This window comes from Paractinoplanes bogorensis (assembly GCF_018829635.1).
GTDB classification, from domain to species: domain Bacteria; phylum Actinomycetota; class Actinomycetes; order Mycobacteriales; family Micromonosporaceae; genus Actinoplanes; species Actinoplanes bogorensis.
In genome coordinates this window covers 195,614-219,904 of the sequence record NZ_JAHKKG010000004.1, presented here as the reverse complement: position 1 = coordinate 219,904, position 24,291 = coordinate 195,614, and the positions used below count along the sequence as shown (strand labels likewise).

The following is a 24,291-nucleotide window of genomic DNA, read 5'->3' as shown; positions in this document are numbered from 1 at the left end:
GAGAGACCCGCTAGGAGTGAACACGCACATGTCCGACCCGTTCGACGGCACCAGCGACTTCGACTCGGCCGAGCAGCCGATGATCGTCAAGCGGAACGAGCCGGATCCCGTACGCCCGCAGCAGCCCGCTCTGCCCACCTCGGCCCCGCGACCGAGAACCGCCCCGGCCAAGCCGCCCTCGAAGTTCTCCGGCCTGGACGAGAACCCCGATCAGGTGGCGATCTCGCTGGTCGGCCCGACCTCGGGCGGCAAGACGACGTTCCTGCAGGCCATCCTCAAGGGCGAGCCGGACCGGGACGCGTACGGCACCTGGCGGGCGATCGCGCCGCCCAAGTCGCCCCTGGTCTCGCACCTGATCACGCAGTCGCACGCCAACCGGTTCCCGGTGCCGACCACCGAACCGTCGACGGAGATCTGGCGGATCCGGGGCGCCACCGCGACCACCTGGACGCGGTCGAAGTGGGGCCGGACGATCGAGGTGCCGGGCGGCCCGGTCGAGTTCAAGCTGGCCATCCTCGATCCGCCGGGCGGTGAGTTCCTCGACCCGACCGCCAAGGGGCTGACCGATCAGCTGGTCAAGGCGGACGGCCTCATCCTGCTGATCGACCCGGTGCGGATGATGGCCGAGACCCGCGACGAGATGAAGGCGCTGCTGCGGGACGACGAGGAGATCCACCCGACCTTCGCCTTCGTGGACTCGCTGATGCGGGCGATGGACTACGAACTGGCCGAGTCCGGCACGGGCGGGATGCCGCAGTTCCTGTCGGTCTGCGTCGGCAAGCTCGACCATCCCGAGGTGTACCGGCGAGCCGACCAGCTGGGTCTGATCGACCTCGACCACGGCAAGCAGCCGACCGTGCCGAGCGGGCCGGCGGCGCGGGCGCTGTTCGAGAACCTGTGCCGCTACAGCGTCAACCCGAACGACGCCGACCTGCCGGGCAAGCTGACCGCCTGGTTCGACAACGTGAGCTACCACGCGGCGTCGTCGATCGGCTTCTACCTCGACCCGTCCGGCACGTTCGACCCGGAGGACTTCGTCAACGTCACCACCAGCGACGACGTGCGGACCGTACGGCGGGCGCAGCCCAATCAGGTGTGGGAGACGCTGCTCGACCTGTGGACGTCGATCAAGGAGACGCGGGCGTGACCGCGCGGCTCGAGGCATGGGCCTGGTGGGGGAAACGTCCGGGTTCCACCCACGACTACGCGATCATCGACTCGAGCCTGTCCGCGGACGGGATGCGCACGGCCGACGAGCAGATCAGCCGGATGCGGCTCGGCAACCCGACCGGTGACGAGCGGGCGGGCGGGCTGCCCTGGGCGTCGTTCGTGCCCGAGCACAAGGACGCGTACCGCTACTACGTCTGCTGGTGGGACTGGACGACCGCCCGGGACACCGGCGGCCGGCCCGTCATCGGGGTGCTCTATCTGCGGGTGGCCGCCGACAAGCCGCTCAGCTACGAGGGGCTGGCCCGCTACGCGCGCGGGGCCTGGGAGACCTATCAGGACGGCCACGGCGTGCCGGAGCCGGGCGCCGTGGTCGGCGGCGGCGCCGAGGCCCTGCTCAAGGACCCGGAGCGCCGGCGGTGGCTGGTCACCGCGGCCGCGCTGTCGATGAACGCACACCTGCGGATCACCGCGTCGAGCCGGCCCGGGTGGACCGACCCGGAGCGGATCGCGGCCACCTTCGACGCGATGACCGCGCTGGTGCCGGCCCCGATCCGGTCGCTGCTCAAGCTGTGCACCGGCACCAACCGGCCGGACAACGGCTTCTTCCACGTCGCCGTCGGCTGGGACTCGGGCGAGGTGGCCAACCAGATCGACCCGGACGGCGCGCCCGGTCTCGAGCCCGGCTCGGCCGCGGCGGTCTATCGCGACGCCGTCGACCGGGTGCTCACCCACCACTCGCTGCCGGAGCTGCTGGCCCATCTGGGCTCGGCCGGCTATCCGCCCCCGGCCAAGCTCGGCGCCGAGGCCGCGGCCGGCGCGACCGGGCATCTGGCCTCGATCGACCGGCTCGCCCAGGTCGGCGACGACCTGGTACGCCGCCGCTCGGTGGACACCGACGAGGTGCGGGCCCTGGTGCTCGGGCACACCCTGGCCGGACGGGTCGGTGGCGACGCGCACCGGGCCTTCCTGGCCCACCTGCTGCGGCACGGCACCGCGGCCGACCTCGACCCGGTCGCCCGCAACTGGCTGCCCGCCGCCGCCCCGGACGCGACCGAGGCGTTCCGTGACCGGGCCCGGCGGCAGGCCCTGAGCGGCGACTGGGTGAGCGGGTTCGCCGGGCTGGCCGAGCGGGCCGGGGCCGACGACCTGGTGCTCGGCCTGCTCGACGGCGGCGCCGGCCCGGAGGCGGTGACCGGTCTGATCATCGACCTGGTCGCCCGGCGGGTGCCGCTGGACCGGACCCGGGCCTGGCTGCTGCGCCCCGACCATCAGCGGGCGGCGTCCGAGCTCGTCACCCAGGGCGCCGACCCGGCCGTGCAGTGGCTGGCGTCCGGCCCGCACGCTCCCGCGTGGACCCATCTGCTGGTCGGCGCGGGCGCGGGCCTGGCACACACCGGCGGGCCGGTGGCCGACGCCCACTGGGTCGAGGCCGCGCTGCGGATCGCGGTCGGCCGCTACCCGGCCGCGCAGGTGCTGAGCACGCTGATGCCCGATCTGATCGCCGCGGCCACGGCCGGCGCCGTGCGGACCGGGGATCCGATCGGGCGGTGGCTCGAGGAGCTGGCCCCGGCCGGCCCGGCCGAGCGCGCGGGCGCCGACTTCGTGCTGCTCGCGGCCGGGCACCGGCAGCCGCCGGGCGTCCGGGCGGGCAGCTCCTTCCCGCGCGACGGCGGCTACGCGCTGCACCTGGTGCTGCTCCACAACCGGTACGCCGCCGCGGCCCAGCGCGTGCGCACCGACCTGGCCGCCGCCCTGCGCGACGAGGACGCGACGGCCGACGCGCTCGTCCTGCTCGACCATCTGGGCGAGGTCGACCAGGATCACCCCGACCGGTGGCGGACGGTCGCCGTCGAGGTCGCCCGGGCCCGCCCCGAGCTGCTGGAACGGCCGGGCGCGGAACGGCTCCGGGAACACGTGCTGGCGATCGACCCGGGTCTGCGGCGGGTCGCCATCGAGCGGGCCGTGGACAAGCTCTGCCGGGCCGCCGCCCCGGCCGCCGAGCTGGCTCCGGTGCTCGTGGACGCGTACGGGAACGAAAGCGATCAGAAACGACTGCGCGCCTCGCTGGCCCACTGGGCCGGGGCGGGCGACGACCGCTGGTGGGAGCTGATCCGGCACGCCGGTCACCTGCACGGTCCGGACGCCGGCGAGCCCTACCTGTGGCCCGGGCTCGACGTGGTCGGCCCGCTGCTGCCCGGCCGGGAACGGGCCGTCCTCTACGCGCGGCTGCGCCGCTGGACGGACGAGGAGGAGGACCGGGTCGAGGAACTGGCCGAGCGGTGGCGGCGGGCCCGGCAGCAGCTCGACGCCGTGACGGCCTATCTGCCGGAGAACCACGGCGGCGGCCCGGAACCGGACGAAGCGGTGACCGAGCCGACGGCACCGTCGTGGTGGCGGCAGTTCATCCCGGCCCGGTTCACCCGGCGGGAGCCCCGATGAGCGGCACCGGCCTGCACTGGGGTTCGGCCATGACCACGGCCGCCTGGCCCGGGTGGACCGACATCGTCCAGGTCGGCGCCGAGCTGACCTACCGTGGCCCGGCCGAGGTGCGGCTGGGCCGGGCCGGCCCGGGCGAGGTCGTCGTACCCCCGGCCACCATGCTGGAGAACCTGCAGCGGGGGCAGACCGATCACGCCGTACGCTATTTCGCCCTGCTCGCCGAGCAGCTCGGTGGCCGGGGCCTGGACGGTCCCGTGGTGGTCGCGGTGCCCGCCCGGACCGCCGCCGACACCGCCCACCGCCTCCACGAGGTGCTGACCGGCGAGGTCCGGCTGCCGGTGACACGGGTCGTGACGGCCCCGATCGCCGCCGCCGCGCACGCGTTCCTCAGTGGCGCGCTCGAGCAGGCCCCGGTCTCGGCCCCGGTGATCGTGGTCGACGTCGACGACGACGGCGCGACGGTCACGATGACGCACGGCTCGGCCGGGCGGCTGCGGCCGACGTTCACCACGCCGGTCGACTGCCCGTCCGGCACGCCCGACCGCGGCGGGATCATCGGGCGCGCGGTGGCCGCCGCCGCGGCCGACGCCGGCCTGACCGGCGGGCCGCTGCGCCTGCTGATGCTGGGCAACGCCGGCCTGGGCGGCGAGGTCGCCTCGGCCGCCCAGTACGCGCACCGCTACGACGTGGCCGTGCTGGCCTCGATCGACCCGGCCACCGCGGCCGCGCACGGGGCGGCCGCCATCGCGGCGGGCCGGGTCGAGGTCGGCGAGCTGTTCCGGTTCGGCGTCCGCCTGTCGTCCCACGTGATCAACAGCGGGCGGCTCGAGGACGTGTGGCCGCGGCTGGCCGGCCCGGACGAGCTGACGCCCGGCCCGTCGCCGGCCGAGGTGACCGTCGACGTGGCCGGCGGCGACACGACGGCCCAGGTGCGGCTGCTCGAACCGTGGCCGGACGGCACGGTCACCGACGGCGAGATCGTCGGCGTGCCGCTCGACCCGCCCCCGCCGCCCGGCCGCTACCAGGTCGGCGTCGTGCTCGAAGCCGGTGGCCCGGCTCTGGCGTTCACCCGGCCCGGTCACGACCCGCTGCTCTTCCCGATCCCGCTCCGAAAGGCTCCCTCGTGATCCGTCGCCTGCTCCTGGCGGCGTGCGCCGTCCTGCTCGCGGCCGGGACGGCCGGCCCGGCCGCCGCCGACGACCGCGACGACATGTACAAGCGGCTCGGCGTGGACGCGGTCGGCGCCGACTACCTGTTCCTGATCGACGTGTCCGGCTCGATGAAACCGGTCTTCGCCTCGCTGCGGGCCGAGCTGACGAAGTTCTCGGCCTCGCTGCAGGCCGGCGACCGGGTCAGCTTCGTGACGTTCCGCGACGACGTCCGGCCCCGGGCCTGGGTGGCGGCCCGGTCGCCGGCCGCCGCGCGCGAGATCAGGAGCCTGCCCGCGCCGGCCCCGGCCCGGACGGACTTCCATCGGGCCCTGTCCTGGGGCATGAACTACCTCGCCAACGACGCCACCGGGGCCGGCCGGGTCGCGACGATGGTGCTGCTCAGCGACGGCGACCCGTGGGCACCGGGCGCGGCCGAGTGCGCGTTGCCGCCGGACCGCCAGTGGGCCCCGGTGCGCACACTGGCGCAGCGGCTGGGCACCTCACGCCAGCTCAACGGCTATGCCGTCCCGCTCGCGATCGCCGGCAAGTCGTGCCCGGCCACCACCTCGCTGTCGATCCTGCGCAAGGTCGTCCCGGACGCCGAGAGCCTGCCCGCCGACGCCGGCCTGGCCGACTATCTGGCCCAGGCCAAGCAGAGCGCCCGCGCTTCGACGGCCCGCCTCAAGCTGGTGTCGGCCGGCGAGCTGAAGAAGACCGTGACCGTCACGTGGCCGAGCGGCGAGGCGAGCTTCGACCCGTCCGAGAAGGACCTGCGCGTGCCGGTGCAACTGAGCACCTCCGGCGTCGCCCCGGTGGTGGTCGCCGATCTGACCGGCGCGATGACGCTGACCGTGACCGACGGCGACGGCACCCGCCCGGTGCAGCTCACCGCCCGCCAGTCCCCGGCCACGGTCACGGTCGCGCCGGGCACCACGACCGAGGTCGATCTGACCGCCACCATGCCTCAGCCGGGAGGGATCCACCTGATCGCCGAGACCGTCACCGCCTCCGGGTCACTGGCCATGACGGCCCGGATCACCTCGCCCTGGCTCGATCTGGCCGGGGGCGACCTCCCGTCGCGGTTCTCCTCGGCCCTCACCCCGGCCCAGGCCGAGATCTCCGGGACCGGCCAGCGCGGCGTGCCCAGCATCATCTGGCTCGTGGTGCTGATCCTCGTGGTCGCCGCGATCGTCTTCTTCGCGGTCCGCTACCTGCGGTCCCGGCCGGTGATGACCGGCTACCTGCGGGTGACCGCGCGCGGGAGCGACGGCGTCGACGTGCGCCTGCAGAACCGGATGAAGGTCCGCCGCGATCTGGGCCCCGGCGTGCTCGAGGTCGAGGGCGTCCGGGCGGCCGGCGGCGAGGTGAAGCTGCGCGTCGGGTGGACGCCGGCCACCGGCAACCGGGTGCCCGACAAGACGCTCCCGCGCGGTGGCAAGGTCATCTTCAACTCGGTGACCGTCACGCACCGGGAGCGCAAGGACGACCCGGTCAGGAGCAGCCCGGTCCCGCCGCCTGGCCGTTGACGATCCGGTACGCCGTGATGTCGCCCTTGACGTAGCCGGTGATCTCGGAGATCGCCTTGGGGGCGGTCCCGTGGATGCCCACGTAGGCGACGATCGCGGAGTCGACCGTGTGGCAGGTGGCCTTGTCGGCGACGACCCGCGCCTGCTTCTCGGAGGCCTTCGGATCGAACTGTGAGTAACAAACGGCGGCAATACTCAGCGTCACCGCTGCGGCCACGGAGATATGGGAAGCATGCACGTGAGCAGCCTAGGCAACATTACTAAGAGTGCTGACCTGGCCGATCGGACGAGTTAACCGACCGTGAGTATCACTCTGGGTATACGTCCTAAAGTCGCGCGACCGGGACGTTCGCGGCGAGGAAGGCGAGAATCCGGCCCGACTCCCGCGGATACCGGGGGTCACCGGGGTTGAGGAACTCGCCGTGCCCGGCGCCCTCGACGGTCACGAACTGCTTGGGGAACGGCGCCCGCCCGTACGCGTCCCGCCCGGCCCCGATCGGCACCACCCGGTCGCGGTCGCCGTGCACGAAGAGCAGCGGCGCCGCGGGTCCGCCGAAGCCCGCGGGCGGACGGCGGCCGCTGATCGAGACCCCGGCCCGCAGGAACGCGGCGTGCCCGGGGGAGAACAGGCCGAGCGTCGTGGTGCCGCCGGCCGAGAACCCGACGGCCGCGACCCGGTTCACGTCGAGATGCCCGGCCAGGACGTCCCCCGCCGTGCGGTCGAGGGCCCGGACGGCACCGATCACGTACGCGGCGTCGGCCGGCTGGTGGGCGATGTCGCGGCGGTCGACCCGGACCCGGCCGTTGGTGTGCGGATAGGCGGGCGCGGCGACCACGTAGCCGGCGTCGGCCCAGCTCGCCGCGAGCGGCGCGAACTGCCGGGGCAGCCCGCCGAGCCCGTGACTGAACAGGACGATCGGATGCCGGCCGGTGAGGTGATCGGGATACCAGAGCGTGGTCGGCAGCGGCCGGTCGGCACCCCGGGCGAGCACGAGCACCCGCGACACGATGGTTTCGCGCGCGACCGCCGCCCGGGTCGGCCCGACGCCGTCGAGCAGCAGCGCCACCAGCACCAGCACCACGCCCAGTCTCCGCACGCCGTGAGCGTAGGAACGTCACGCAATCCGGGCGATCGCCGTTGTGGGTGACGATGAGACGACGAACACTCCTGGCCCTCGGCGCATCCGCCGCCGCCGTTGCCGGATGGGCGGGATATCGCAGCCGATCGGGTGAATCGGATCCGATCATTCCGTACGCCCCAGTGGGTGACGAGCGACTCGAAAGGCGCGATTCGGCGACCCGGGGCAAGCTGGTCGATTTCTACACGGCCGTGCCGGCGGGGCACGGGTCGGGCCGGGGCCTGCCCGTCTGCCTGGTGCTGCACGGCGCGTCGAAAACGGCGGCCGACTTCCCGGCGCTCGGGCTGGGGCGGTTCCTGACCGATGCCGTACGCCGGGGCCGGCCCCCGTTCGTGCTGGCCGGCGCGACCGGGGACCGTCTGCAGTGGCGCCCGCACGGCGGCGACGATCCGCAGCGGATGGTGCACGAGGAGATCCCGCGGTGGTGCGCCCAGCGTGGCTTCGACATTTCGCGAATGGCGCTGCTCGGCTGGTCCATGGGTGGCTACGGTTCACTCCTGCTGGCCGAGGCCTTCCCCGGCTTCGCGCGTGCGGTTGTCGCGCTGTCTCCCGCCGTACGGGAAGGGGATGAGGTTTTTGCCTCGGCGGCGCAGCTCAGGGGCACCGAGGTCGGGCTGTGGTGCGGTCGCCAGGACGGGCTGATCGACGACGTGCAGGCCCTCGGAAAGGCGCTGCCCGAGCCACCCGCGGCAGGCTCGTTCGAAGACGGGCGGCACACCTTCGCCTACTGGTCGCGGTGTCTCCCCGCCGGGATGGACTTCGTGAGTGAAGCTTTACGGCGCTGAGCCCGGTTCCGTACCGTGATGACACAGAGCAACGGTCCCATCACGCTGGAGGATCCCATGCGTCGTGCCGCCGCCGTACTCGTTCCCGTCCTCGCCGTCCTGTGGATCGCCTCGCCCGCGCAGGCGTTCGCCCACAACAACGTCCACAGTCCCGCCCTGCACGCCGTGCTCGACGCGCTCACCCTGGTCGTGGTGTCGGCGCCGATCTGGACCGCCCTGCTGTGGAGCGGCGGGCGGCGCTGGTGGCTGGCCGGGCTGATCGCGGTCGTGCAGATCCCGGTCGCGATCATCGGGTTCGTGCCGATCGCCAACCCCTGGCTGCACCTTGCCCTGTTCGTGATCGCCATCGCGCTGACCGCCGTCTCGCTGCGCGTGGTCCGGCAGCAGGCCCGCGCGGCTGCTCTTTCCTCGCCTACGCCCTGACGACCGCCGTCTCGCTGCACGCTCTTTCCTTGCCTACGCCCTGACCGCCGTCTCACTGCGCGCTCTTTCCTTGCCTACGCCCTGACCCACTCGCCGCCCGGCGCCCGCACGGCCAGGCCGACCACGGCCTGGCCGTCGCGCACCAGCAGGACGTCGGGGCAGCCGTCGGCCGGCGCACCCCATCCGCCTCCGGGATCGCGGACGGCGTTGTGCCGGCAGTGCTCCTCGTCCACATAGCCCCAGGCCATCAGCAGGTCACGGCCGTCCATCGAGTAGCACCCGACAGTGGCGATCCGGTCGCCCTCGGGCCGGCGGAAGAAGTCGGCCCGCAGCCCCGGGACGGGCTCGCCCTCGAACGGGGCGTCGAGCACCGTACGGTGCGGGGTGAATTCGCTCAGGTCCGGAAGCACCCGCACATCGCAGCACATCGGGATGGCACGTCCGGTCATTTCACAACGGACCGGCACGGTTGAGTGATCCAGTTTTAACCTGTTCGTCAAGTGTGATGCCGGACAATGACAGAGTGGCGACCGAGACGATGGTGCCGGTCAACGGCATCGAGCTGTGCGTGGCGACGTTCGGCGAGCCCGGCGATCCGGCCCTGTTGCTGATCGCGGGAGCGTCCGGCTCGATGGACTGGTGGGACGACGAGTTCTGCCGGCGCCTGGCCGCCGGCGGACGCTTCGTGATCCGCTACGACCATCGGGACACCGGCCGCTCGACCTGCTTCCCGGCCGGCGACCCGCCCTACTCCGATGTGGATCTGGCCCATGACGCGCTCGGCGTGCTCGACGCGCTCGGCGTCCACCAGGCCCATCTGGTCGGCCTGTCGATGGGCGGCGGGCTGGCCCAGCGGATCGCCGTCGAGCGCCCGCACCGCGTGCTTTCCCTGACCCTGATGGCGACGAGCACCGTTCCGCCCGCGTATTCGGTTTCGCCCCCGGCCACTCCCGCCTCGGAGCCGCAGTGGTCGGATCGGCGGTCCGCGGTCGACCGGATCGTGGCCGGGGTCCGCGGCCTGGGCGGCCCGTTCACGGCCGACGAGCCGCACCTGCGCCGCCTGGCCGAGCGGGTCTTCGACCGCACCCACGACATGGCCGCCTCGCAGACCAACCACTTCCGGTGCGCGGGCGGGCCGCCGCTGCGCGAGCGGCTGGGCGAGATCACCGCGCCGACGCTGATCCTGCACGGCACGCTCGACCCGCTGTTCCCGCCCCCGCACGCCGAGACGCTGCGCGCCGAGATCCCCGGCGCGCGCCTGGTCTGGCTCGACGGCGTCGGCCACGAGTTCCCGCCCACCGCCGTCTGGACCCAGGTGATCGACGAGATCATCGACCAGGCGGGCCGCCGCACCCAGCCCGCCTGACCCAGCTCAGCGGCGTCGGCAGGGCGTCGCTGGGCGGTCCAGCCCGCCTAACCCGGCTCACCGGTGGCGCAGGGCACCCAGCCTGCCTGACCCGGCTCACCGGTGGCGCAGGGCACCCAGCCTGCCTGACCCGGCTCACCGGTGGCGCAGGCCTGACCCGGCTCAGCGGCGGCGCAGGGCGTCCAGCATGCGCATGCCGGCGAACAGGGAGCCGCCCACCACGAGCATGTAGCAAAACAGCAGGGCGACCGGGCTGCCCGCGCCCACGACGGCGAAGAAGAATGCCGCCGCCACCGCGGCCGTGCCCGAGCCGATCGTCAGGAACCAGCCGGTCGCCTTCTCGGGGGCGGTCCAGTGCGGGGAGGCGCTCGCCATCAGCATGCCGGCCACCGGACCGGCGCCGGGGAGCACGAACGCCCCCGCGGTCATCAGGCCGATCGCCGTGTATTCGGCCGCTCCCCCACCGGTGGCGGCCGGCGGGGGAGGCGGGATCAGGGCGGGCAACCGCAGGTGCGGCGGCACGTGCCCGCGCCGGGCGGCCGCCACCAGGGCCTCGGGCGGCCCTAACCGGCGGACGATCTCGGCCGGGTCCTGGATCGGCGACGACGGCGAGGTGCGGCGCATCGCGATGTAGTCGGCCACCGTCGACATCAGCTCGTCACGCAGCTCGGGCGCGAGGTCGTCGCTCTGCGCCCAGAGGGCCGCCAGATAGTCCAGGACGATCACGTCCGTGTGTTCGAGCGGTGCCGTCGTCATCGTTCGTCCCCCTGCCGAGTTAGGTACGAACAGCATCGACGGGCACGCCCTGCGTCACATCCGCCCCCGGACCGGATCACGCCGGGCCGCTACGACTTTCGGCCGATCCAGCCTGGCGAGCAGGTCGGGGAGACACTGGGGGCATGCGACTCGTCTCTCTGCTGCCGTCCGCGACCGAGATCGTCTATGCGCTCGGGCTGGGTGACGATCTGGTCGGGGTGACGTTCGAGTGCGACGAGCCCGCCGAAGCCCGGAAGACCAAGACGGTGGTGGTCGGCGGCAAGGACACGCGGGGCATGGAGCCGGGCGAGATCGACGCGTACGTGCGGGGGCGGCTCGCCGACGGCGGTGACCTTTACACCCTGCACGCCGACGCTCTCGCCGGCCTCGACCCCGAACTGATCCTCACCCAGGACCTGTGCCGGGTCTGCGCGCTGCCGTCGGGGCACGTCACCGAGGCCCTCGACCACCTGGGCTGCCGGGCCGACGTGCTGTCGCTCGACCCGTACCGGCTGGACGAGGTGCTCGGCACGATTCGCGAGGTCGGCGCGGCGGCCGGCGTCCCCGGCCGCGCCGAGAAGTTGATCACGTCATTGACCGGCCGGCTGGCCACGGTGTCGGAGGCGGTCGCGGGCCGGCCCCGGAAACGCGTGGCCGTGGTCGAGTGGGTCGATCCGCCGTTCTCAGCCGGCCACTGGGTGCCCGACCTGGTCACGGCGGCGGGCGGCGAGCCGGTGGCGGCCAACGGCGGCAAGCGCTCGGTCGAGACGACTTACGAGTCCCTGGCCGCCGCCGACCCCGAGATCGTGCTGGTCACCCCGTGCGGCTTCCACCTCGAGGGCGCGATCGAGCAGGCCCGCCTGGTCGCACCCCATTTTTCCGGCACGCCGGTGTGGGCGCTCGACGCCGACGGGCTGATCGTGCGCCCCGGCCCGCGCCTGGTCGACGGCGTGGAGGCGATCGCCGCGATCCTGCATCCCGACGTGTTCGGCCCACACGCGGCAACCGCCCGCGTGCAGTAGCGCCCGGCTCCCGATCGCCACGATCCTGCATCCCGACGTATTCGGCCCACACGCGGCAACCGCCCGCGTGCAGTAGCGCCCGGCTCCCGATCGCCACGATCCTGCATCCCGACATGTTCGGCCCACACGCGGCAACCGCCCGCGTGCAGTAGCGCGCGGCTCCGGAGCGCCACGATCCTGCATCCCGCGTGTTCGGCCCACACGCGGGAACCGCCCGCGTGCGGTAGCGCCTGGCTCCTGAGCGCCGCGGAACTGGCCGGAGCCGAGCGGGTTCCGGGTTTCCGCGCAGCGACCCTGGAGAGCAGCGGCCCGGGGAGAGCAGCGACCTGGGGAGACAACCGGCTTCCGGGGTTGCCGCGCAGCGGCCAGCAGAAAATAGAGTGCGCCCGCCGCGCGGGAACCAGGCGCGGCGGGCGCGGGGGACGGCGGCTCAGTGAGCGAGCGCCGGGCTGCGGTGCGGTGCCGCCCAGCGCTCGCGAGCCGCCGCACGGATGCGGGACGCCCGGTACAGCCAGAGCGTGTCCCGGCCGAACGACCAGGTCAGCGAGCCCAGCGCGATCGCCAGGGCGGCCATCGCGGCGTACGCGGGCATGAGGTTGGCCGTCACCAGGGCGAGCACGATGCCCTGCAGCGCGGCCACCACCTTGCGCGAGAACAGCGGCGGCAGCGCGGCGTTGAGCCACGGGTAGGCCCAGGCCGCGGCCACGAACACGTAGCGGAAGGCACCGATCGCCACCCACCACCAGCCGAACCGGTCGCCCGCGTAGACGCTCAGGACCAGGATCAGGAAGGCGTCGATCTCCATGTCGAAGCGGGCGCCGAGGGCCGTCGTGTTGCCGGTGCGCCGGGCCACCTGGCCGTCCACCCCGTCGAGGGCGAGCGCCACGCCGGCGATCGCGACCAGGGCGGGTGTGCTGACCGGGTGCGTGAACGAGGTGACCACCATCGCCGTCACGCCGCCGACCAGGATGGCGCGGGCCAGGGTGACCGCGTTGGCCGGGCCGATCGTGCTCATGCCCGCCTTGGCCAGCCCGGCGCCGAGCAGGCCGCACAGCCCGAGCCCGTAGGCGGCGCCGGCGATCAGGCCGGTCGCGGTGAGACCGAGGGTGCTGCCGAGCAGGGCCAGCAGTGCGAGCTGGGCGGCCAGGCCGACCACCGGCGCCCGCGAGGAGTCGCTGGTGGGTGCGGTTACTGAAGTCACCGAGGCCTCCATGTGCAAGATCGGCCGCCGCGTATGGTTGCCGTCGTCAGCGCTTAACACGCGCCCGGACGGCATTCGGTTCAGCGGGCGGAGGAAGAAACCCATGACGAGTGAGGCGTACGCGTTCTGGATCGCCGAGCCGGGCCGGGGTGAGATCCGTCCGGCGACCGTGGGTGAGCCGGGCCCGGACGAGGTGCTCGTGCGCACGCTCCACACGGGTGTGAGCCGGGGCACCGAGACACTGGTGTTCTCCGGCGGGGTGCCCGAGAGCCAATGGCCGTCGATGCGTTCCCCCTTTCAGGAGGGCGATTTCCCGGCGCCGGTCAAGTACGGCTATCTCAATGTCGGCGTCGTCGAGCGGGGACCCTCCGAGCTGCTCGGACGCACCGTCTTCTCCCTCTATACCCACCAAACCCGATTTATCGCTCCAATCACCATGGTTTCGGTGGTTCCGGACGAAGTGCCCGCCCGTCGGGCCGTGCTCGCCGGCACGGTGGAGACCGCGGTCAACGCCCTGTGGGACGCGCGCCCGCTGATCGGCGACCGGATCGCGGTGGTCGGCGGGGGCATGGTGGGTGGTTGCGCGGCGGCGATTCTCGCGCGGTTTCCCGGCGTACGCCTCCAGCTCGTCGACATCGACGAACGGCGCTCGGAACTGGCCGCGCGACTGGGTGTCGACTTCGCCACCCCGGCCGACGCGCTCGGCGAATGCGATCTGGTGATCCACGCCAGCGCGAACCCGGCCGGGCTGACCCGGTCGCTCGAGCTCGCCCGCTACGAGGGCACGGTCGTCGAGCTCAGCTGGTACGGCGACCGGCCGGTCGACGTGCCGCTGGGTGAGTTCTTCCACTCGCGCCGGCTGACCATCCGCGGCAGCCAGGTCGGCGGCATCATTCCCGGTCGCGACCGCTCCTACGCCGACCGGCTGGCGCTCGCGCTGGAACTGCTGAAGGACGACCGGTTCGACGCGTTCCTCACCGGGCACTCCGATTTCGCCGAACTGCCCGAGGTGCTGCCCCGTCTCGCGGACGGTAGCCTTCCGGCCCTCTGCCACGTGATCGACTACCCCGAGGAGTAGCCCCTTGTTCAGCGTCACCGTCCGCGACCACATCATGATCGCGCACAGCTTCACCGGTGAGGTCTACGGCCCGGCCCAGAAGCTGCACGGCGCGACGTTCGTGGTCGACGCCACCTTCAAGCGGCCCGAGCTGGACGACGACAACATCGTGGTGGACATCGGCGCCGCGAGCGAGAAGCTGCACGCCATCTGCGGCACGCTCAGCTACCGCAACCTGGACGACGAGCCCGACTTCCTGGGCATCAACACGTCGACCGAGTTCCTGGCCAAGGTGATCGCCGACCGGCTGGCCGGCTCGATCGCGGCCGGCGAGCTCGGGTCCGGGGCGGCCGGGCTGACCGGCCTGTCGGTGACGCTGCACGAGTCGCACATCGCGTGGGCTTCGTACGAGCGAGATCTCACGTCATGATCCGGTGGGCCGGACGGCCGGGCCGCATCGACTCATGCCTCTGATCACCGAACAGTCGGGAACTGCATCGTGACACTTTGGGCTGTGCTGCCGGGCGACATCGACGACCCGGCGGCACCGAGCGGCGGCAATCGCTACGACCGTACGGTGCTGTCGCTGCTCCCCGACGTGCACGAGATCGCCGTGCCGGGCTCGTGGCCGACCCCCTCGGACGCGACCCGCGCGACGCTGGGTCACGCCCTCTCCGAAATTCCCGACATGTCCGATGTGCTGGTGGACGGGCTGGTCGGGTGTGGAGTGCCGGAGGCCCTGGCCCCGCACGCGACCCGGCTGCGCCTGATCATGCTGGTGCACCTGCCGCTCAGCGACGAGACCGGCCTCTCCCCCGGCGAGGCGGACGACCTGCGCGAACGCGAGCGCCGGGCCCTGCACCTGGCCACCACCGTGATCGCGACCAGTTCGGCCGCGGCCGACCGGGTGGCCGGCATGCACGGCCTGGCCCACGTCGCGATCGCCCCGCCCGGGGTCGAGCCGGCGCCGCTCGCCGAGCCCGACCCGGCCGGGCGGCGGCTGCTCTGCGTCGCCGCGGTCACTCCCCGCAAGGGACAGGACCTGCTGGTCGGGGCCCTCGAAGAGGATCTGGCCGGGCTCGACTGGACCTGCACGTTCGCCGGGGCGCTGGTCCGGCCCGTCCCGCACACCGATCCACGCCTGCACTTCGCCGGGCCGTTGGGCGACGGGGCGCTCGCGAAGGCGTACGGGGAAACCGATCTCTTGATCTTGCCGTCGCGGGCCGAGACCTATGGGATGGTCGTCACCGAGGCTCTCGCTCGCGGCATCCCGGTGCTGGCCAGCGATGTCGGCGGTGTCTCCGAGGCACTCGGCACGGCTCCGGATGGCACCCGGCCCGGCTTGCTCGTCCCGCCCGGCGACCGCACCGCACTGGCCGCCGCCCTACGCTCGTGGCTCACCGGCGCCGCGCTGCGCGACCGACTGCGCACCGCCGCCCACGCCCGCCGCGACACCCTGCCCGGCTGGGACGAGACCGCCCGCCGGCTCGACACCGCCTGTCGCCCAGCTTGACCCTCGCTTGCCGCCGGCCAGCTGACCGCGCCGCACCCGGCGCCTGAACCGCCACCGCCCACGCGCCACACCCGGCGCCCGAACCGCCACCGCCCGCGCGTCCGACCGGCGCCCGGACCGCCGCTGCTCAGAGGCCCCGACCGGCGTGCCTGAGCCGCCGTCACCAGAGGAGATCCGATGACCGGAGAGTTCAGTGAGAGCTGGCTCGGCCTGCGCGAACCCGCCGACGCCGAGGCGCGGGCGGCCGATCTGATCGCGCTGCTGCCGCCGGACGTGCACGTGATCCGCGACCTGGGCTGCGGCACCGGCTCGATGGCCCGCTGGCTGGCTCCCCGCCTGCCCACGCCGCAGCACTGGATCCTCAACGACCGCGACCCGGCCCTGCTGCACTACGCGACCGCGCACGTCGGCGTGCCCGGCGTCACCGTCGAGGGCGCGCTCGGCGACGTGACCGCGCTCACTCCGGACGACCTGGCCGGCACCGACCTGGTCACCTGTTCGGCGCTGCTCGACCTGCTGACCGAGGAGGAGATCGACGCGCTGGTGGCGACGCTGGCCGCGGCCCGGGTGCCGGCCCTGTTCACGCTTTCGGTGGCCGGGCAGGTGACGCTCGATCCGGCGCTGCCCGAGGACGTCACGGTGGCCGGGGCCTTCGACGAGCACCAGCGACGCGTTTCCGCTGGTCGTCAGCTTCTTGGGCCGGACGCACCGGCGTACGCGGGGAAAGCCTTTGAACTGGCCGGCGCGACAGTGGTCACCCGGCCGAGCCCGTGGAAGCTGGGCACCGGGCATCCGGATCTGACCGCCGAATGGCTGCGTGGCTGGGTCGGCGCGGCCCGTGAGCAGCGGCCCTCGCTCGATCTGGACGGCTATCTGCAGGGGCGGCTGACCCGGCTGCCGAGTGCCTCGGTCGGACATGTCGATCTTTTGGCGACCTTCGACTGAACCCTTTGTGCCCGCCCCGGCGTACTAGGAGAAAGACGGGCTAGACGAAGGGGACGGCGACGTGGGGCGTATCTGGGCTTGGGCGAGGATCCTGGGTGGGGCCGGGATCCTGGTCTTCCTGCTGTGGCGGCTCGGCACCGGCGCTTTCCTCGACGGCCTGCGGGTGATCTCGGTGCCGGCGCTGGCCCTGGCGTTCGCGATCGGCGTCGCCACCACGGTGTTCAGTGCCTGGCGCTGGTGCCTGGTCGCGCGGGGCCTGGGCTTGAGGCTTTCCTTCCGTACGGCGGTGGCCGACTACTACAAGGCGCTGTTCCTCAACGCCGCGCTTCCGGGCGGGGTGCTCGGCGACGTGGACCGCGCGGTGCAGCACGGCCGGGACGAGGGCGACGTCGCCAAGAGTGTGCGGGCCGTGGTGCTGGAGCGTACGGCCGGGCAGCTCGTCCTGATCTTCGTCGGTCTGACCGTGCTGCTGACTGTCCCCTCCCCCGTACTGACGGCCTTGCGTGATCATGGCTTTGTGGTGGCGGTCGTCGCTGCTGCGGTATTTGTGGCTTTCGCGCTGGTGCTGATGGCGTGCCGGTCACTTCGTCAGGGCGGCTCTCGTCTCGCCGCGGGCGTCCGGACCGGGCTGGCCGAGATCCGCACCGGGCTGCTGGCCCGCCGCAACTGGCCGGGCGTGACCCTGGCCTCGGTGGTGGTGCTGGTCGGGCACCTGGCGACCTTCGTGGTGGCGGCGCGGGCGGCCGGCTCGGTGGCTTCGCTGACCCGGCTCGTGCCGCTGATGCTGCTCGCCCTGCTGGCCATGTCGTTGCCGCTCAACATCGGTGGCTGGGGGCCGCGTGAGGCCGTTACCGCGTGGGCGTTCGGGGCGGCCGGGCTGAGCGCGACCCAGGGCCTGACGACCGCTGTCGTGTACGGGGTGTTCGCCTTCGCCGCCGCCCTGCCCGGCGCCGCGGTGCTGCTGGTGCGGGCCGCGGCCCGGCTGCGTCCGGCTGCCGTCGTGCCGGTCTCGCCGGCTCCCTACGGTCTCGCCGCTCCCCTCGCTCCCGCTGCTCCCCTTGCCTCCGCCGCTTCCGCCGCGCCTGTTTCGCCGGAGATGCTTCTCGGGCGAGAACTGGCCCGCGTCGGTGCCTGAGCCTTTAGTTCGGCACGAATCGGTCGGACAGCGCGTATCGCAGCAGGACAACGTCGCCGATCTGGCGGACCTCGGCCAGCGTCGCCCGGCGGCCCGGCCCCCACGGAAAGTCGCCGTCGCCGACGAAGCGCGGCGCCCGCGAGTCGCCGACGAAGAAGGGCGCCACCACCAGCTGGAGCTCGTCGGCCAGACCCGCGGTCAGGAACTGCGTGTGCATCGAGCCGCCGCCCTCGACCATCAGCCGGCGGACGCCCCGGCGGGCCAGGTCGGCCGTGACCCGGTGCAGGTCGACCGGGTCGCCGCCGTCGACGACCGTGGCGACTTCCTTGAGCTTTCTCGCCGCCGATTCGTGCGTTTCGGACGAGCAGTAGACCACTTTGCCCACGTCGCCCACCGCGAAGAACCTGGCCCCCGGATCGAGGTCGCACCGGCCCGTGACGGTCACCTTCAGCGGGTTGGCCGGCTCGCCCCGGGCCACCCGGGCCGCCCGGCGCTCGGCCGAGCGGACCAGCAGGCGCGGATCGTCCTGCCGGATCGTCGCCGCCCCGACCAGGATCGCGTCGCACCCGGCCCGGACCTCGTCGACCCGGTCGAAATCGGCCTCGTTGGACAGCAGCAGCCGGTCACGCGTGGCGTCGTCGAGGTAACCGTCGATGGACATGCCACAGCTCAGCAGGACGTAAGGACGCTCAACCACCGATGACGCCTCCCACAGAGAGCGACGATCGTCACCCCGGCCGAACAGTTGCGTCCAAGATAATCCGCGCCACGATTACAGGCACATTCGCGGTCTGTTGCGGTGCGGTGACTCCCACGGCGGGTATAGCGGATCAACGGGGAACCAACGAGGAGGACCGATGTTAGAAGCCACGGTGCGGCAGCAGGTGACCGTACCGCTCCGATTCGGGGACGGGTACGCGACCACGGCTCAGGTGATGACCTTCGACGGCCTGGTCGACGGCAAGGAACATCTGGCCCTCGGCCTGGGTGACTGGCAGCGGGCGCTGAAGAAGTCGGCCGCCGGGGGCCGGGCCCCGCTGGTGCGGCCGCACAGCGAGTGCCTGACCGGCGACGTGTTCGGCAGTCAGCGCTGCGACTGCGGGCCGCAGCTGCGCGAGGCCGCCGAGCGGATCGCCGACCAGGGCGGCTTCCTGCTCTACCTGCGCCAGGAGGGCCGCGGTATCGGCCTCTACGCCAAACTCGACGCCTATGCTCTGCAGGATGCCGGCCTGGACACGTACGAGGCGAACGTCGCGCTCGGCCGCGGTGAGGACGAACGGGACTATTCGGCCGCGGCGCAGATGCTGTTCGCGCTCGGCGCCGGGCGGATCCGGCTGCTCAGCAACAACCCCGACAAGGAGATCCAGCTCGCCAAGTGCGGCATCGACGTGGCCCAGCGGGTGCCGACCGGTGTGCACATGTCCGCCGCCAACGTGCGCTATCTGGCCACCAAGGCGTCGCACACGGCTCACACGATCGAGCTACCCCTCGCCGAGTGACACCACCCGACGGCAGTATTAGCTGATGGCCGAAGACCCGTCGCTGCTGCTCACCGCGGTCGACCAGGTGCCCTTCATCCTGGCCGTGTGCGAGGGGCCGGACCTGCGCGTGCTCAGCCTGAGCGCGGCCACCCGCTCGGTGCTGGCCGGGCGCGAATATCTGGGCCGGCCGATCAGCGAGGTCCTCAGCGACCTGGCCGGGCAGCAGTTCGTCGACGCCTACCACGACGTCTACCGCACCGGCGAACCGATCATGGGCCGCGAGTGGCGGGCCCACATCAAGGGCCCGGACGGCTCGGTCCACGAGATGTTCGCCAACTTCACCATCACACCGTGGACGGTCGACGGCGAACGGCGGGGCGTGATCGGCGTCGGCTTCGACGTCACCGAGATGGTGCGCCAGCGGCAGGTGGTGGCCGAACGCTACGAGGCTTCGCGCACCGTGGTGACCGCCCTGCAGCGCGAGCTGCTGCCGCCCGGGTTGCCGGTGCTGCCCGGGGCCCGAATAGCGGCCAGCTACCTGCTCGCCGAGGCGGACACGGCGGCCGGCGGCGACTGGTTCGACGCCGTGGTGCAACGCGACGGCCGGATCGCGCTGATCGTCGGTGACGTGGTCGGCCACGGCGTGACCGCGTCGGGCGTGATGGGCCAGCTGCGGGCGGTGCTGCAGGACCGCCTGGAGGAGGGCGCACCGATCGCCGACGCGCTCGCGGCGGCCGACCGGTTCGCGGCCCGGGTGCCGGCCGCCCACGCGACCACGGTGGTGCTGGCGGTGCTCGACACGTCGAGCGGCGACATGACCTACTGCACCGCCGGCCATCCCGCGCCGCTGGTGGTGGCTCCCGCCGGCACGACCCGCTACCTGCCGCTGACCGGGGGCGCGCCGCTGGGCACGGGAGGAGATTTTCCCGTACGCCGTGAGCACCTCGACGAGGGTGACCTGCTGCTCCTGTTCAGCGACGGCATCCTCGAGCGCCCCGGCCGCGACCACGCCTCGAGCGCCGCCGAGTTGGCCCACGTGGCGGCCGACAGCGCCGCCGGCCGGGCCCTGCACGACCCGGCGGCCACGCCCGCCGAACGGGTCTGCGCCCAGACCGTCGAACTGCTGGTCCGCGCCACCGGCCACACCGACGACATCACGCTGCTGGCCGTCCAGCGCGTACCAGTCGTCGAAGACCTGCTCCTCACCCTGCCCGCTTCCCCCACCGAGCTGCGCAGCACTCGCCGCCGCGTGGGCGAGTGGCTGGGCCGCCTGGGCGCGACCACGGAGGACGTGTTCGCGTTCCAGCACGCCCTGGGCGAACTGCTGGCCAACGCGGTCGAACACGCCGGCGCGGCCCCCTCGGCCACGGTGACGGTGCGCGCGACGCTGACTCCGGCCGGCGTGGTCGAGGCCTCGGTCACCGACGAGGGCCGCTGGATGGAACCCCGCGAACAGGCCAACCGCGGCCGCGGCCTGGCCCTGGCGGCCCAGCTGGTCTCGGTGCTGACAGTCGACCACGACGAGACCGGAACCGTGGCCCGCATCTCCAAGCCGCTGAGCCACCCCGCGCGCCTGCTCGACGACCCGCACACCTCGGCCGTCCCGTCTCCCATTCCCGTTCCCGCGCCCGCACCCACCCCCACCTCGGAGCCCGAGTTCCGCATCATCGAGCGCGACGGCGCCGGCGAGACCCACGTGCTGATCGAGGGCCCGCTCGACATCACCACGGCCGACCTGGCCCGCCGCGAACTGCTGCGCCGCAGCCGGGGCGGCACGGTGCCGATGACAGTCGACCTGACCGCCGTGACGCACCTGTCCAGCGCCGGCGTATCAGCCCTGCACCGCGTCGCCGGCCAGCACGCCGCCCAAGACGCGCCGCTAGCCCTGGACGCCGCCGACGGTTCCCCCGCCCAGGTGATCCTGGCCCTGGTGTCGCTCCTGCCACCCCGCTGACGGCGCTACCGCTCGCCATGCCAAATGGCGGCGGCAACGCGCGGGTCCATGGTTACGGCGCCGGTGTTCCGCACCGCCTGGGCGCACGTAACCCGCCGACCGGGACAGTCACTCTTTGGTCAGCACTTTCGCGATCTCTCGGGCTGCTCTGGGAGCGGCGACAGCGACGGCCACGGCACCGGCCGCGATGGCAGTTCCGGTGAGCAGAAGCATCCGGTTGGACATCTTCTGCGCCAGCGTCTGGATCAGCTTCTTGGTCTCGGTGTCCTTGGCGCTTTCCAGGTGCATGAGTTCCATCAGCTTGTCGAGGACGTACTTCTGCTGCTCCCACTGGAGGTCCTCCCGCGCGAGCACCATGGCGAAGGCGGCGCGGGTCTCCTGGCATGAACGGAAGAAATGATCGGCACTCTGACCGTTGGCGTCGAGAGTCGTACGGTGGAGCCGTTCGAGGATGGAAAGCGCGTCGGTGGCGAGCTGCTTGAAATTGCCGAGCTCCCCCACCTGCCTGCGCACCTGATCGATGTCGGAGTCAGTCATCGTCGAGGCGATGTGCAGCAGCTGGTTGCCCTCGAACACGTCGGCGTCAGTGCCGATTTCCGTCACCTTGGCTTCCTTCTCGCCCTCGTGCTCCACCTACTACTCCGATCCACAGCCGGCACCGATTGCACAGCGGGCCCGAGACCAGCGTCAATCTGCCCGCCCGCGCGACGAAGTGTACGCAACCAGCGCCTGCGCGCGCTGTCAGTGGCGTGACGTATTCAGTCGGTGAGCTAGGCGATAGCAGCAGGATGCGGGCCGGGTGAGGTTCCGATTCCGGGGCCCGGCGGAGGCCGGGCCTGGGACACGGTGAGGTGACACACGATCGGGGTTATCCACAATTCGGGGTTGTCCACAGGGCTTCGCGCCTGAGGGGCGAATCTCTGTACTGTCGCGGGGTGACTTCGGCAGACCAGGTTTCCGCGGGCGGCTCGGCGGCCGTTGATGTGCTCAACCGGGTGTTCGGCTATCCCTCGTTCCGGGGGCAGCAGCACGACATCATCGAGCACGTGGCCGGCGGCGGCGACGCGCTCGTGCTCATGCCGACCGGTGGCGGCAAGTCGCTGTGCTATCAGATTCCGGCCCTCGTCCGGCCGGGCACGGGCGTGGTGATCTCGCCGCTGATCGCGCTGATGCAGGATCAGGTCGACGCGTTGCGTACGGTCGGGGTGCGGGCCGGCTTCCTCAACTCGGCTCAGGACTACGACGAGCGGCGCCTGGTCGAGGCCGAGTTCGTCAACGGTGACCTCGACCTGCTCTACGTCGCGCCCGAGGGGCTGGGCGTGGCGGCCACCCAGCGGCTGCTCGATCGGGGCAAGATCTCGCTCTTCGCGATCGACGAGGCGCACTGTGTGTCGCAGTGGGGGCACGACTTCCGGCCCGACTATCTGGGGCTGTCAATGTTGCACGAGCGCTGGCCCGACGTGCCGCGCATCGCGCTGACGGCTACCGCGACGACGGCGACCCGCGACGAGATCGCGCACCGGCTGCAGCTGGCCGACGCGCGGCATTTCACGGCCAGCTTCGACCGGCCCAACATCCAGTACCGGATCGTGCCGAAGAACGAGCCCCGCAAGCAGCTGCTCGATCTGCTCCGCACCGAGCATCCGGGCGAGGCCGGCATCATCTACTGCCTGTCGCGGGCGTCGGTCGAGAAGACGGCCGAGTTCCTGGTGCAGAACGGCGTCAAGGCGCTGCCCTACCACGCCGGGCTCGACAACCGGGTGCGCGCGGCCAACCAGTCCCGCTTCCTGCGCGAAGAGGGCATGGTCATGGTGGCGACCATCGCCTTCGGCATGGGCATCGACAAGCCCGACGTACGCTTCGTGGCCCACCTCGACCTGCCCAAGTCGGTCGAGGGCTACTACCAGGAGACGGGCCGGGCCGGGCGCGACGGGCAGCCGTCGACGGCCTGGCTGGCCTACGGTCTGCAAGACGTCGTGCAGCAGCGCAAGATGATCGACAGCTCGGACGGCGACCTGGCCCACCGCCGCAACGCCGCCCAGCACCTCGACGCGATGCTGGCCCTGTGCGAGACCGTCACGTGCCGCCGGTCGCAGCTGCTGAACTACTTCGGACAGACCGCCACGACCGACAACTGCGGCAACTGCGACACGTGCCTGACGCCGCCGGAGTCGTGGGACGGCACGGTCCCCGCGCAGAAGCTGCTCTCGACCGTGCTGCGGCTGCAGCGCGAGCGGGGGCAGAAGTTCGGCGCCGGGCAGTCGATCGACATCCTGCTCGGCAAGGAGACCGACAAGGTCCAGCGGTTCCGGCACAACGAGCTGTCGGTCTTCGGCATCGGGGCCGAACTGCGTGAGGCGGAGTGGCGTGGGGTCGTGCGCAAGCTGCTGGCCGGCGGGCTGCTGGCGGTCGAGGGCGAATACAGCACGCTGGTGCTGACCGATGCCAGCGCCGGGGTGCTACGCGGCGAGACCAAGGTCATGATGCGGCGGGAGGCGCCGGCCAAGGTGCGCGCGCCCAAGCAGCGGGCGGCGGCGGCCCCGGCGGCCGACCTGTCCCCGGCCGACGCGTCGACCTTCGAGCGGCTGCGGGCGTGGCGGGCGTCGGTGGCCAAGGAGCAGGGCATGCCCGCATACGTGATCTTCCACGACGCCACGCTGCGGGCGATCGCGGCGCTGAACCCGAAGACGCTGGGCGAACTGGGCACGGTGAGCGGGGTCGGGCAGAGCAAGCTGACCAAGTTCGGGCAGCAGGTGCTCGACACGCTCCACGAATCGGCCAGCGACGCGGCCCCACCGCCGCCGCCTGTCGCGGCCCGGCCCGCGGCCTCGTCGCGCTTCGGCGAGCCCGAGCCCGAGCCGGCCTTCACCTTCGACGAGGAGCCGCCCGACTTCGACTACGACCACGAGCCCCCGCCGCCCGACTACACCTGAGCACACCGCCCGGCCGCGGAACTGAACGCACCGCCCGGCCGCAGAACTGAACCCACCGCCCGGCCGCAGAACTCAGCGCACCGCCCGGCCGCAGAACTCAGCGCACCGCCCGGCCGCAGAACTCAGCGCACCGCCCGGCCGCAGAACTCAGCGCACCGCCCGACCGCCGAACTGGCCCGCCCGGCGGCGAGGGCGGCCGACCGGTTGGGTGGAATTGTTGGCTGGGGGGCTGTTTCGGGTGTGGCGGGGGCCCCGTACCGTGCCTGCGGTACGTGGCGGTAAAGATCGCTTCATC

At 72.5% G+C, this 24,291-nt stretch carries 23 protein-coding genes; 16 read left to right on the top strand and 7 right to left on the bottom strand.

The genetic code is table 11. The annotated features are described in order from the left end of the window. Positions 1-28 precede the first annotated feature (28 nt). From KOI35_RS12830 to KOI35_RS12815, 4 genes are read left to right on the top strand one after another with little or no spacing between them, the layout of a single operon-like run. Positions 29-1,147, top strand: a complete 1,119-nt coding sequence (locus KOI35_RS12830) for a hypothetical protein (RefSeq protein ID WP_215786952.1) — start codon at positions 29-31, stop codon at positions 1,145-1,147. Next, positions 1,144-3,609: a hypothetical protein gene (locus KOI35_RS12825; protein WP_215786950.1), complete on the top strand. Its 2,466-nt coding sequence runs from the start codon at positions 1,144-1,146 to the stop codon at positions 3,607-3,609. Before KOI35_RS12830 ends, KOI35_RS12825 begins: the two co-directional genes overlap by 4 nt. Beyond that, on the top strand, positions 3,606-4,736 hold the full coding sequence (locus KOI35_RS12820; protein ID WP_215786948.1) for a hypothetical protein: 1,131 nt from the start codon (positions 3,606-3,608) through the stop codon (positions 4,734-4,736). Before KOI35_RS12825 ends, KOI35_RS12820 begins: the two co-directional genes overlap by 4 nt. Continuing rightward, positions 4,733-6,286 carry a vWA domain-containing protein gene (locus tag KOI35_RS12815; RefSeq protein WP_215786946.1) on the top strand — a complete coding sequence of 518 codons (1,554 nt, stop codon included), beginning with the start codon at positions 4,733-4,735 and terminating at the stop codon, positions 6,284-6,286. The genes KOI35_RS12820 and KOI35_RS12815 overlap by 4 nt, the downstream gene beginning before the upstream one ends. On the opposite strand, the gene KOI35_RS12810 is transcribed toward KOI35_RS12815, so the two are convergent. Next, positions 6,252-6,524, bottom strand: coding sequence for a hypothetical protein (locus KOI35_RS12810; RefSeq protein WP_215786944.1), 273 nt, complete (start codon positions 6,522-6,524; stop codon positions 6,252-6,254). The genes KOI35_RS12815 and KOI35_RS12810 overlap by 35 nt on opposite strands. An 88-nt stretch (positions 6,525-6,612) precedes the next feature. Then, positions 6,613-7,383 carry an alpha/beta hydrolase family protein gene (locus KOI35_RS12805; protein ID WP_215786942.1) on the bottom strand — a complete coding sequence of 257 codons (771 nt, stop codon included), beginning with the start codon at positions 7,381-7,383 and terminating at the stop codon, positions 6,613-6,615. A 164-nt stretch (positions 7,384-7,547) separates the two neighbouring features. On the opposite strand from KOI35_RS12805, the gene KOI35_RS12800 reads away from it, so the two are divergent. Together KOI35_RS12800 and KOI35_RS12795 are read left to right on the top strand one after the other, a co-directional pair. After that, a complete protein-coding gene (locus KOI35_RS12800) occupies positions 7,548-8,210 on the top strand; it encodes an alpha/beta hydrolase-fold protein (RefSeq protein WP_308120933.1) in 663 nt (220 codons plus the stop codon). 57 nt (positions 8,211-8,267) lie between these two features. Continuing rightward, positions 8,268-8,633 (top strand): hypothetical protein, encoded by a 366-nt coding sequence (locus KOI35_RS12795; RefSeq protein WP_215786938.1) that lies wholly within the window; start codon positions 8,268-8,270, stop codon positions 8,631-8,633. A gap of 74 nt (positions 8,634-8,707) precedes the next feature. On the opposite strand, the gene KOI35_RS12790 is transcribed toward KOI35_RS12795, so the two are convergent. After that, the gene (locus KOI35_RS12790; protein ID WP_215786936.1) at positions 8,708-9,082 is read right to left on the bottom strand and encodes a hypothetical protein; all 375 of its coding nucleotides are present in this window, start codon (positions 9,080-9,082) and stop codon (positions 8,708-8,710) included. 74 nt (positions 9,083-9,156) lie between these two features. Here KOI35_RS12790 and KOI35_RS12785 point away from each other — a divergent pair, with 74 nt between their 5' ends. Further along, on the top strand, positions 9,157-9,999 hold the full coding sequence (locus KOI35_RS12785) for an alpha/beta fold hydrolase (protein WP_308120932.1): 843 nt from the start codon (positions 9,157-9,159) through the stop codon (positions 9,997-9,999). Positions 10,000-10,161: 162 nt separating this feature from the next. Here KOI35_RS12785 and KOI35_RS12780 read toward each other — a convergent pair whose 3' ends face one another. Then, positions 10,162-10,755, bottom strand: coding sequence for an HAAS signaling domain-containing protein (locus tag KOI35_RS12780; protein ID WP_215786932.1), 594 nt, complete (start codon positions 10,753-10,755; stop codon positions 10,162-10,164). A 143-nt stretch (positions 10,756-10,898) separates the two neighbouring features. Here KOI35_RS12780 and KOI35_RS12775 point away from each other — a divergent pair, with 143 nt between their 5' ends. Continuing rightward, positions 10,899-11,777, top strand: a complete 879-nt coding sequence (locus tag KOI35_RS12775) for an ABC transporter substrate-binding protein (protein WP_215786930.1) — start codon at positions 10,899-10,901, stop codon at positions 11,775-11,777. Between the two features lie 430 nt (positions 11,778-12,207). Here the strand turns inward: KOI35_RS12775 and KOI35_RS12770 are convergent, their stop codons facing one another. Further along, positions 12,208-12,978 (bottom strand): CDP-alcohol phosphatidyltransferase family protein, encoded by a 771-nt coding sequence (locus KOI35_RS12770; RefSeq protein WP_308120930.1) that lies wholly within the window; start codon positions 12,976-12,978, stop codon positions 12,208-12,210. A gap of 103 nt (positions 12,979-13,081) precedes the next feature. On the opposite strand from KOI35_RS12770, the gene KOI35_RS12765 reads away from it, so the two are divergent. The 5 genes from KOI35_RS12765 (at position 13,082) to KOI35_RS12745 (ending at position 17,628) form a co-directional block, all read left to right on the top strand. After that, complete coding sequence (locus KOI35_RS12765) at positions 13,082-14,056, top strand: zinc-dependent alcohol dehydrogenase (RefSeq protein ID WP_215786926.1); 975 nt, start codon at positions 13,082-13,084, stop codon at positions 14,054-14,056. Between the two features lie 4 nt (positions 14,057-14,060). Continuing rightward, positions 14,061-14,465 (top strand): 6-pyruvoyl trahydropterin synthase family protein, encoded by a 405-nt coding sequence (locus KOI35_RS12760; RefSeq protein WP_215786924.1) that lies wholly within the window; start codon positions 14,061-14,063, stop codon positions 14,463-14,465. Between the two features lie 66 nt (positions 14,466-14,531). Next, a complete protein-coding gene (locus KOI35_RS12755) occupies positions 14,532-15,548 on the top strand; it encodes a glycosyltransferase family 4 protein (protein WP_215787939.1) in 1,017 nt (338 codons plus the stop codon). A 177-nt stretch (positions 15,549-15,725) separates the two neighbouring features. After that, complete coding sequence (locus tag KOI35_RS12750; RefSeq protein WP_215786922.1) at positions 15,726-16,493, top strand: class I SAM-dependent methyltransferase; 768 nt, start codon at positions 15,726-15,728, stop codon at positions 16,491-16,493. Positions 16,494-16,554: 61 nt separating this feature from the next. After that, positions 16,555-17,628, top strand: a complete 1,074-nt coding sequence (locus tag KOI35_RS12745; RefSeq protein WP_308120929.1) for a lysylphosphatidylglycerol synthase transmembrane domain-containing protein — start codon at positions 16,555-16,557, stop codon at positions 17,626-17,628. A gap of 4 nt (positions 17,629-17,632) precedes the next feature. On the opposite strand, the gene KOI35_RS12740 is transcribed toward KOI35_RS12745, so the two are convergent. Beyond that, a complete protein-coding gene (locus tag KOI35_RS12740; RefSeq protein ID WP_215786919.1) occupies positions 17,633-18,325 on the bottom strand; it encodes a RibD family protein in 693 nt (230 codons plus the stop codon). A 160-nt stretch (positions 18,326-18,485) separates the two neighbouring features. Here KOI35_RS12740 and KOI35_RS12735 point away from each other — a divergent pair, with 160 nt between their 5' ends. Next, positions 18,486-19,127, top strand: coding sequence for a GTP cyclohydrolase II (locus KOI35_RS12735; RefSeq protein WP_215786917.1), 642 nt, complete (start codon positions 18,486-18,488; stop codon positions 19,125-19,127). A gap of 25 nt (positions 19,128-19,152) precedes the next feature. Further along, on the top strand, positions 19,153-21,063 hold the full coding sequence (locus tag KOI35_RS12730) for a SpoIIE family protein phosphatase (RefSeq protein ID WP_215786915.1): 1,911 nt from the start codon (positions 19,153-19,155) through the stop codon (positions 21,061-21,063). 108 nt (positions 21,064-21,171) lie between these two features. Here the strand turns inward: KOI35_RS12730 and KOI35_RS12725 are convergent, their stop codons facing one another. Next, on the bottom strand, positions 21,172-21,696 hold the full coding sequence (locus KOI35_RS12725; RefSeq protein WP_215786913.1) for a hypothetical protein: 525 nt from the start codon (positions 21,694-21,696) through the stop codon (positions 21,172-21,174). 302 nt (positions 21,697-21,998) lie between these two features. Between KOI35_RS12725 and recQ the strand changes: the two genes are divergently transcribed. Continuing rightward, entirely contained in the window at positions 21,999-23,996 is a 1,998-nt protein-coding gene (gene recQ / locus KOI35_RS12720; protein WP_215786911.1) for a DNA helicase RecQ, read from the top strand. Positions 23,997-24,291 lie beyond the last annotated feature (295 nt).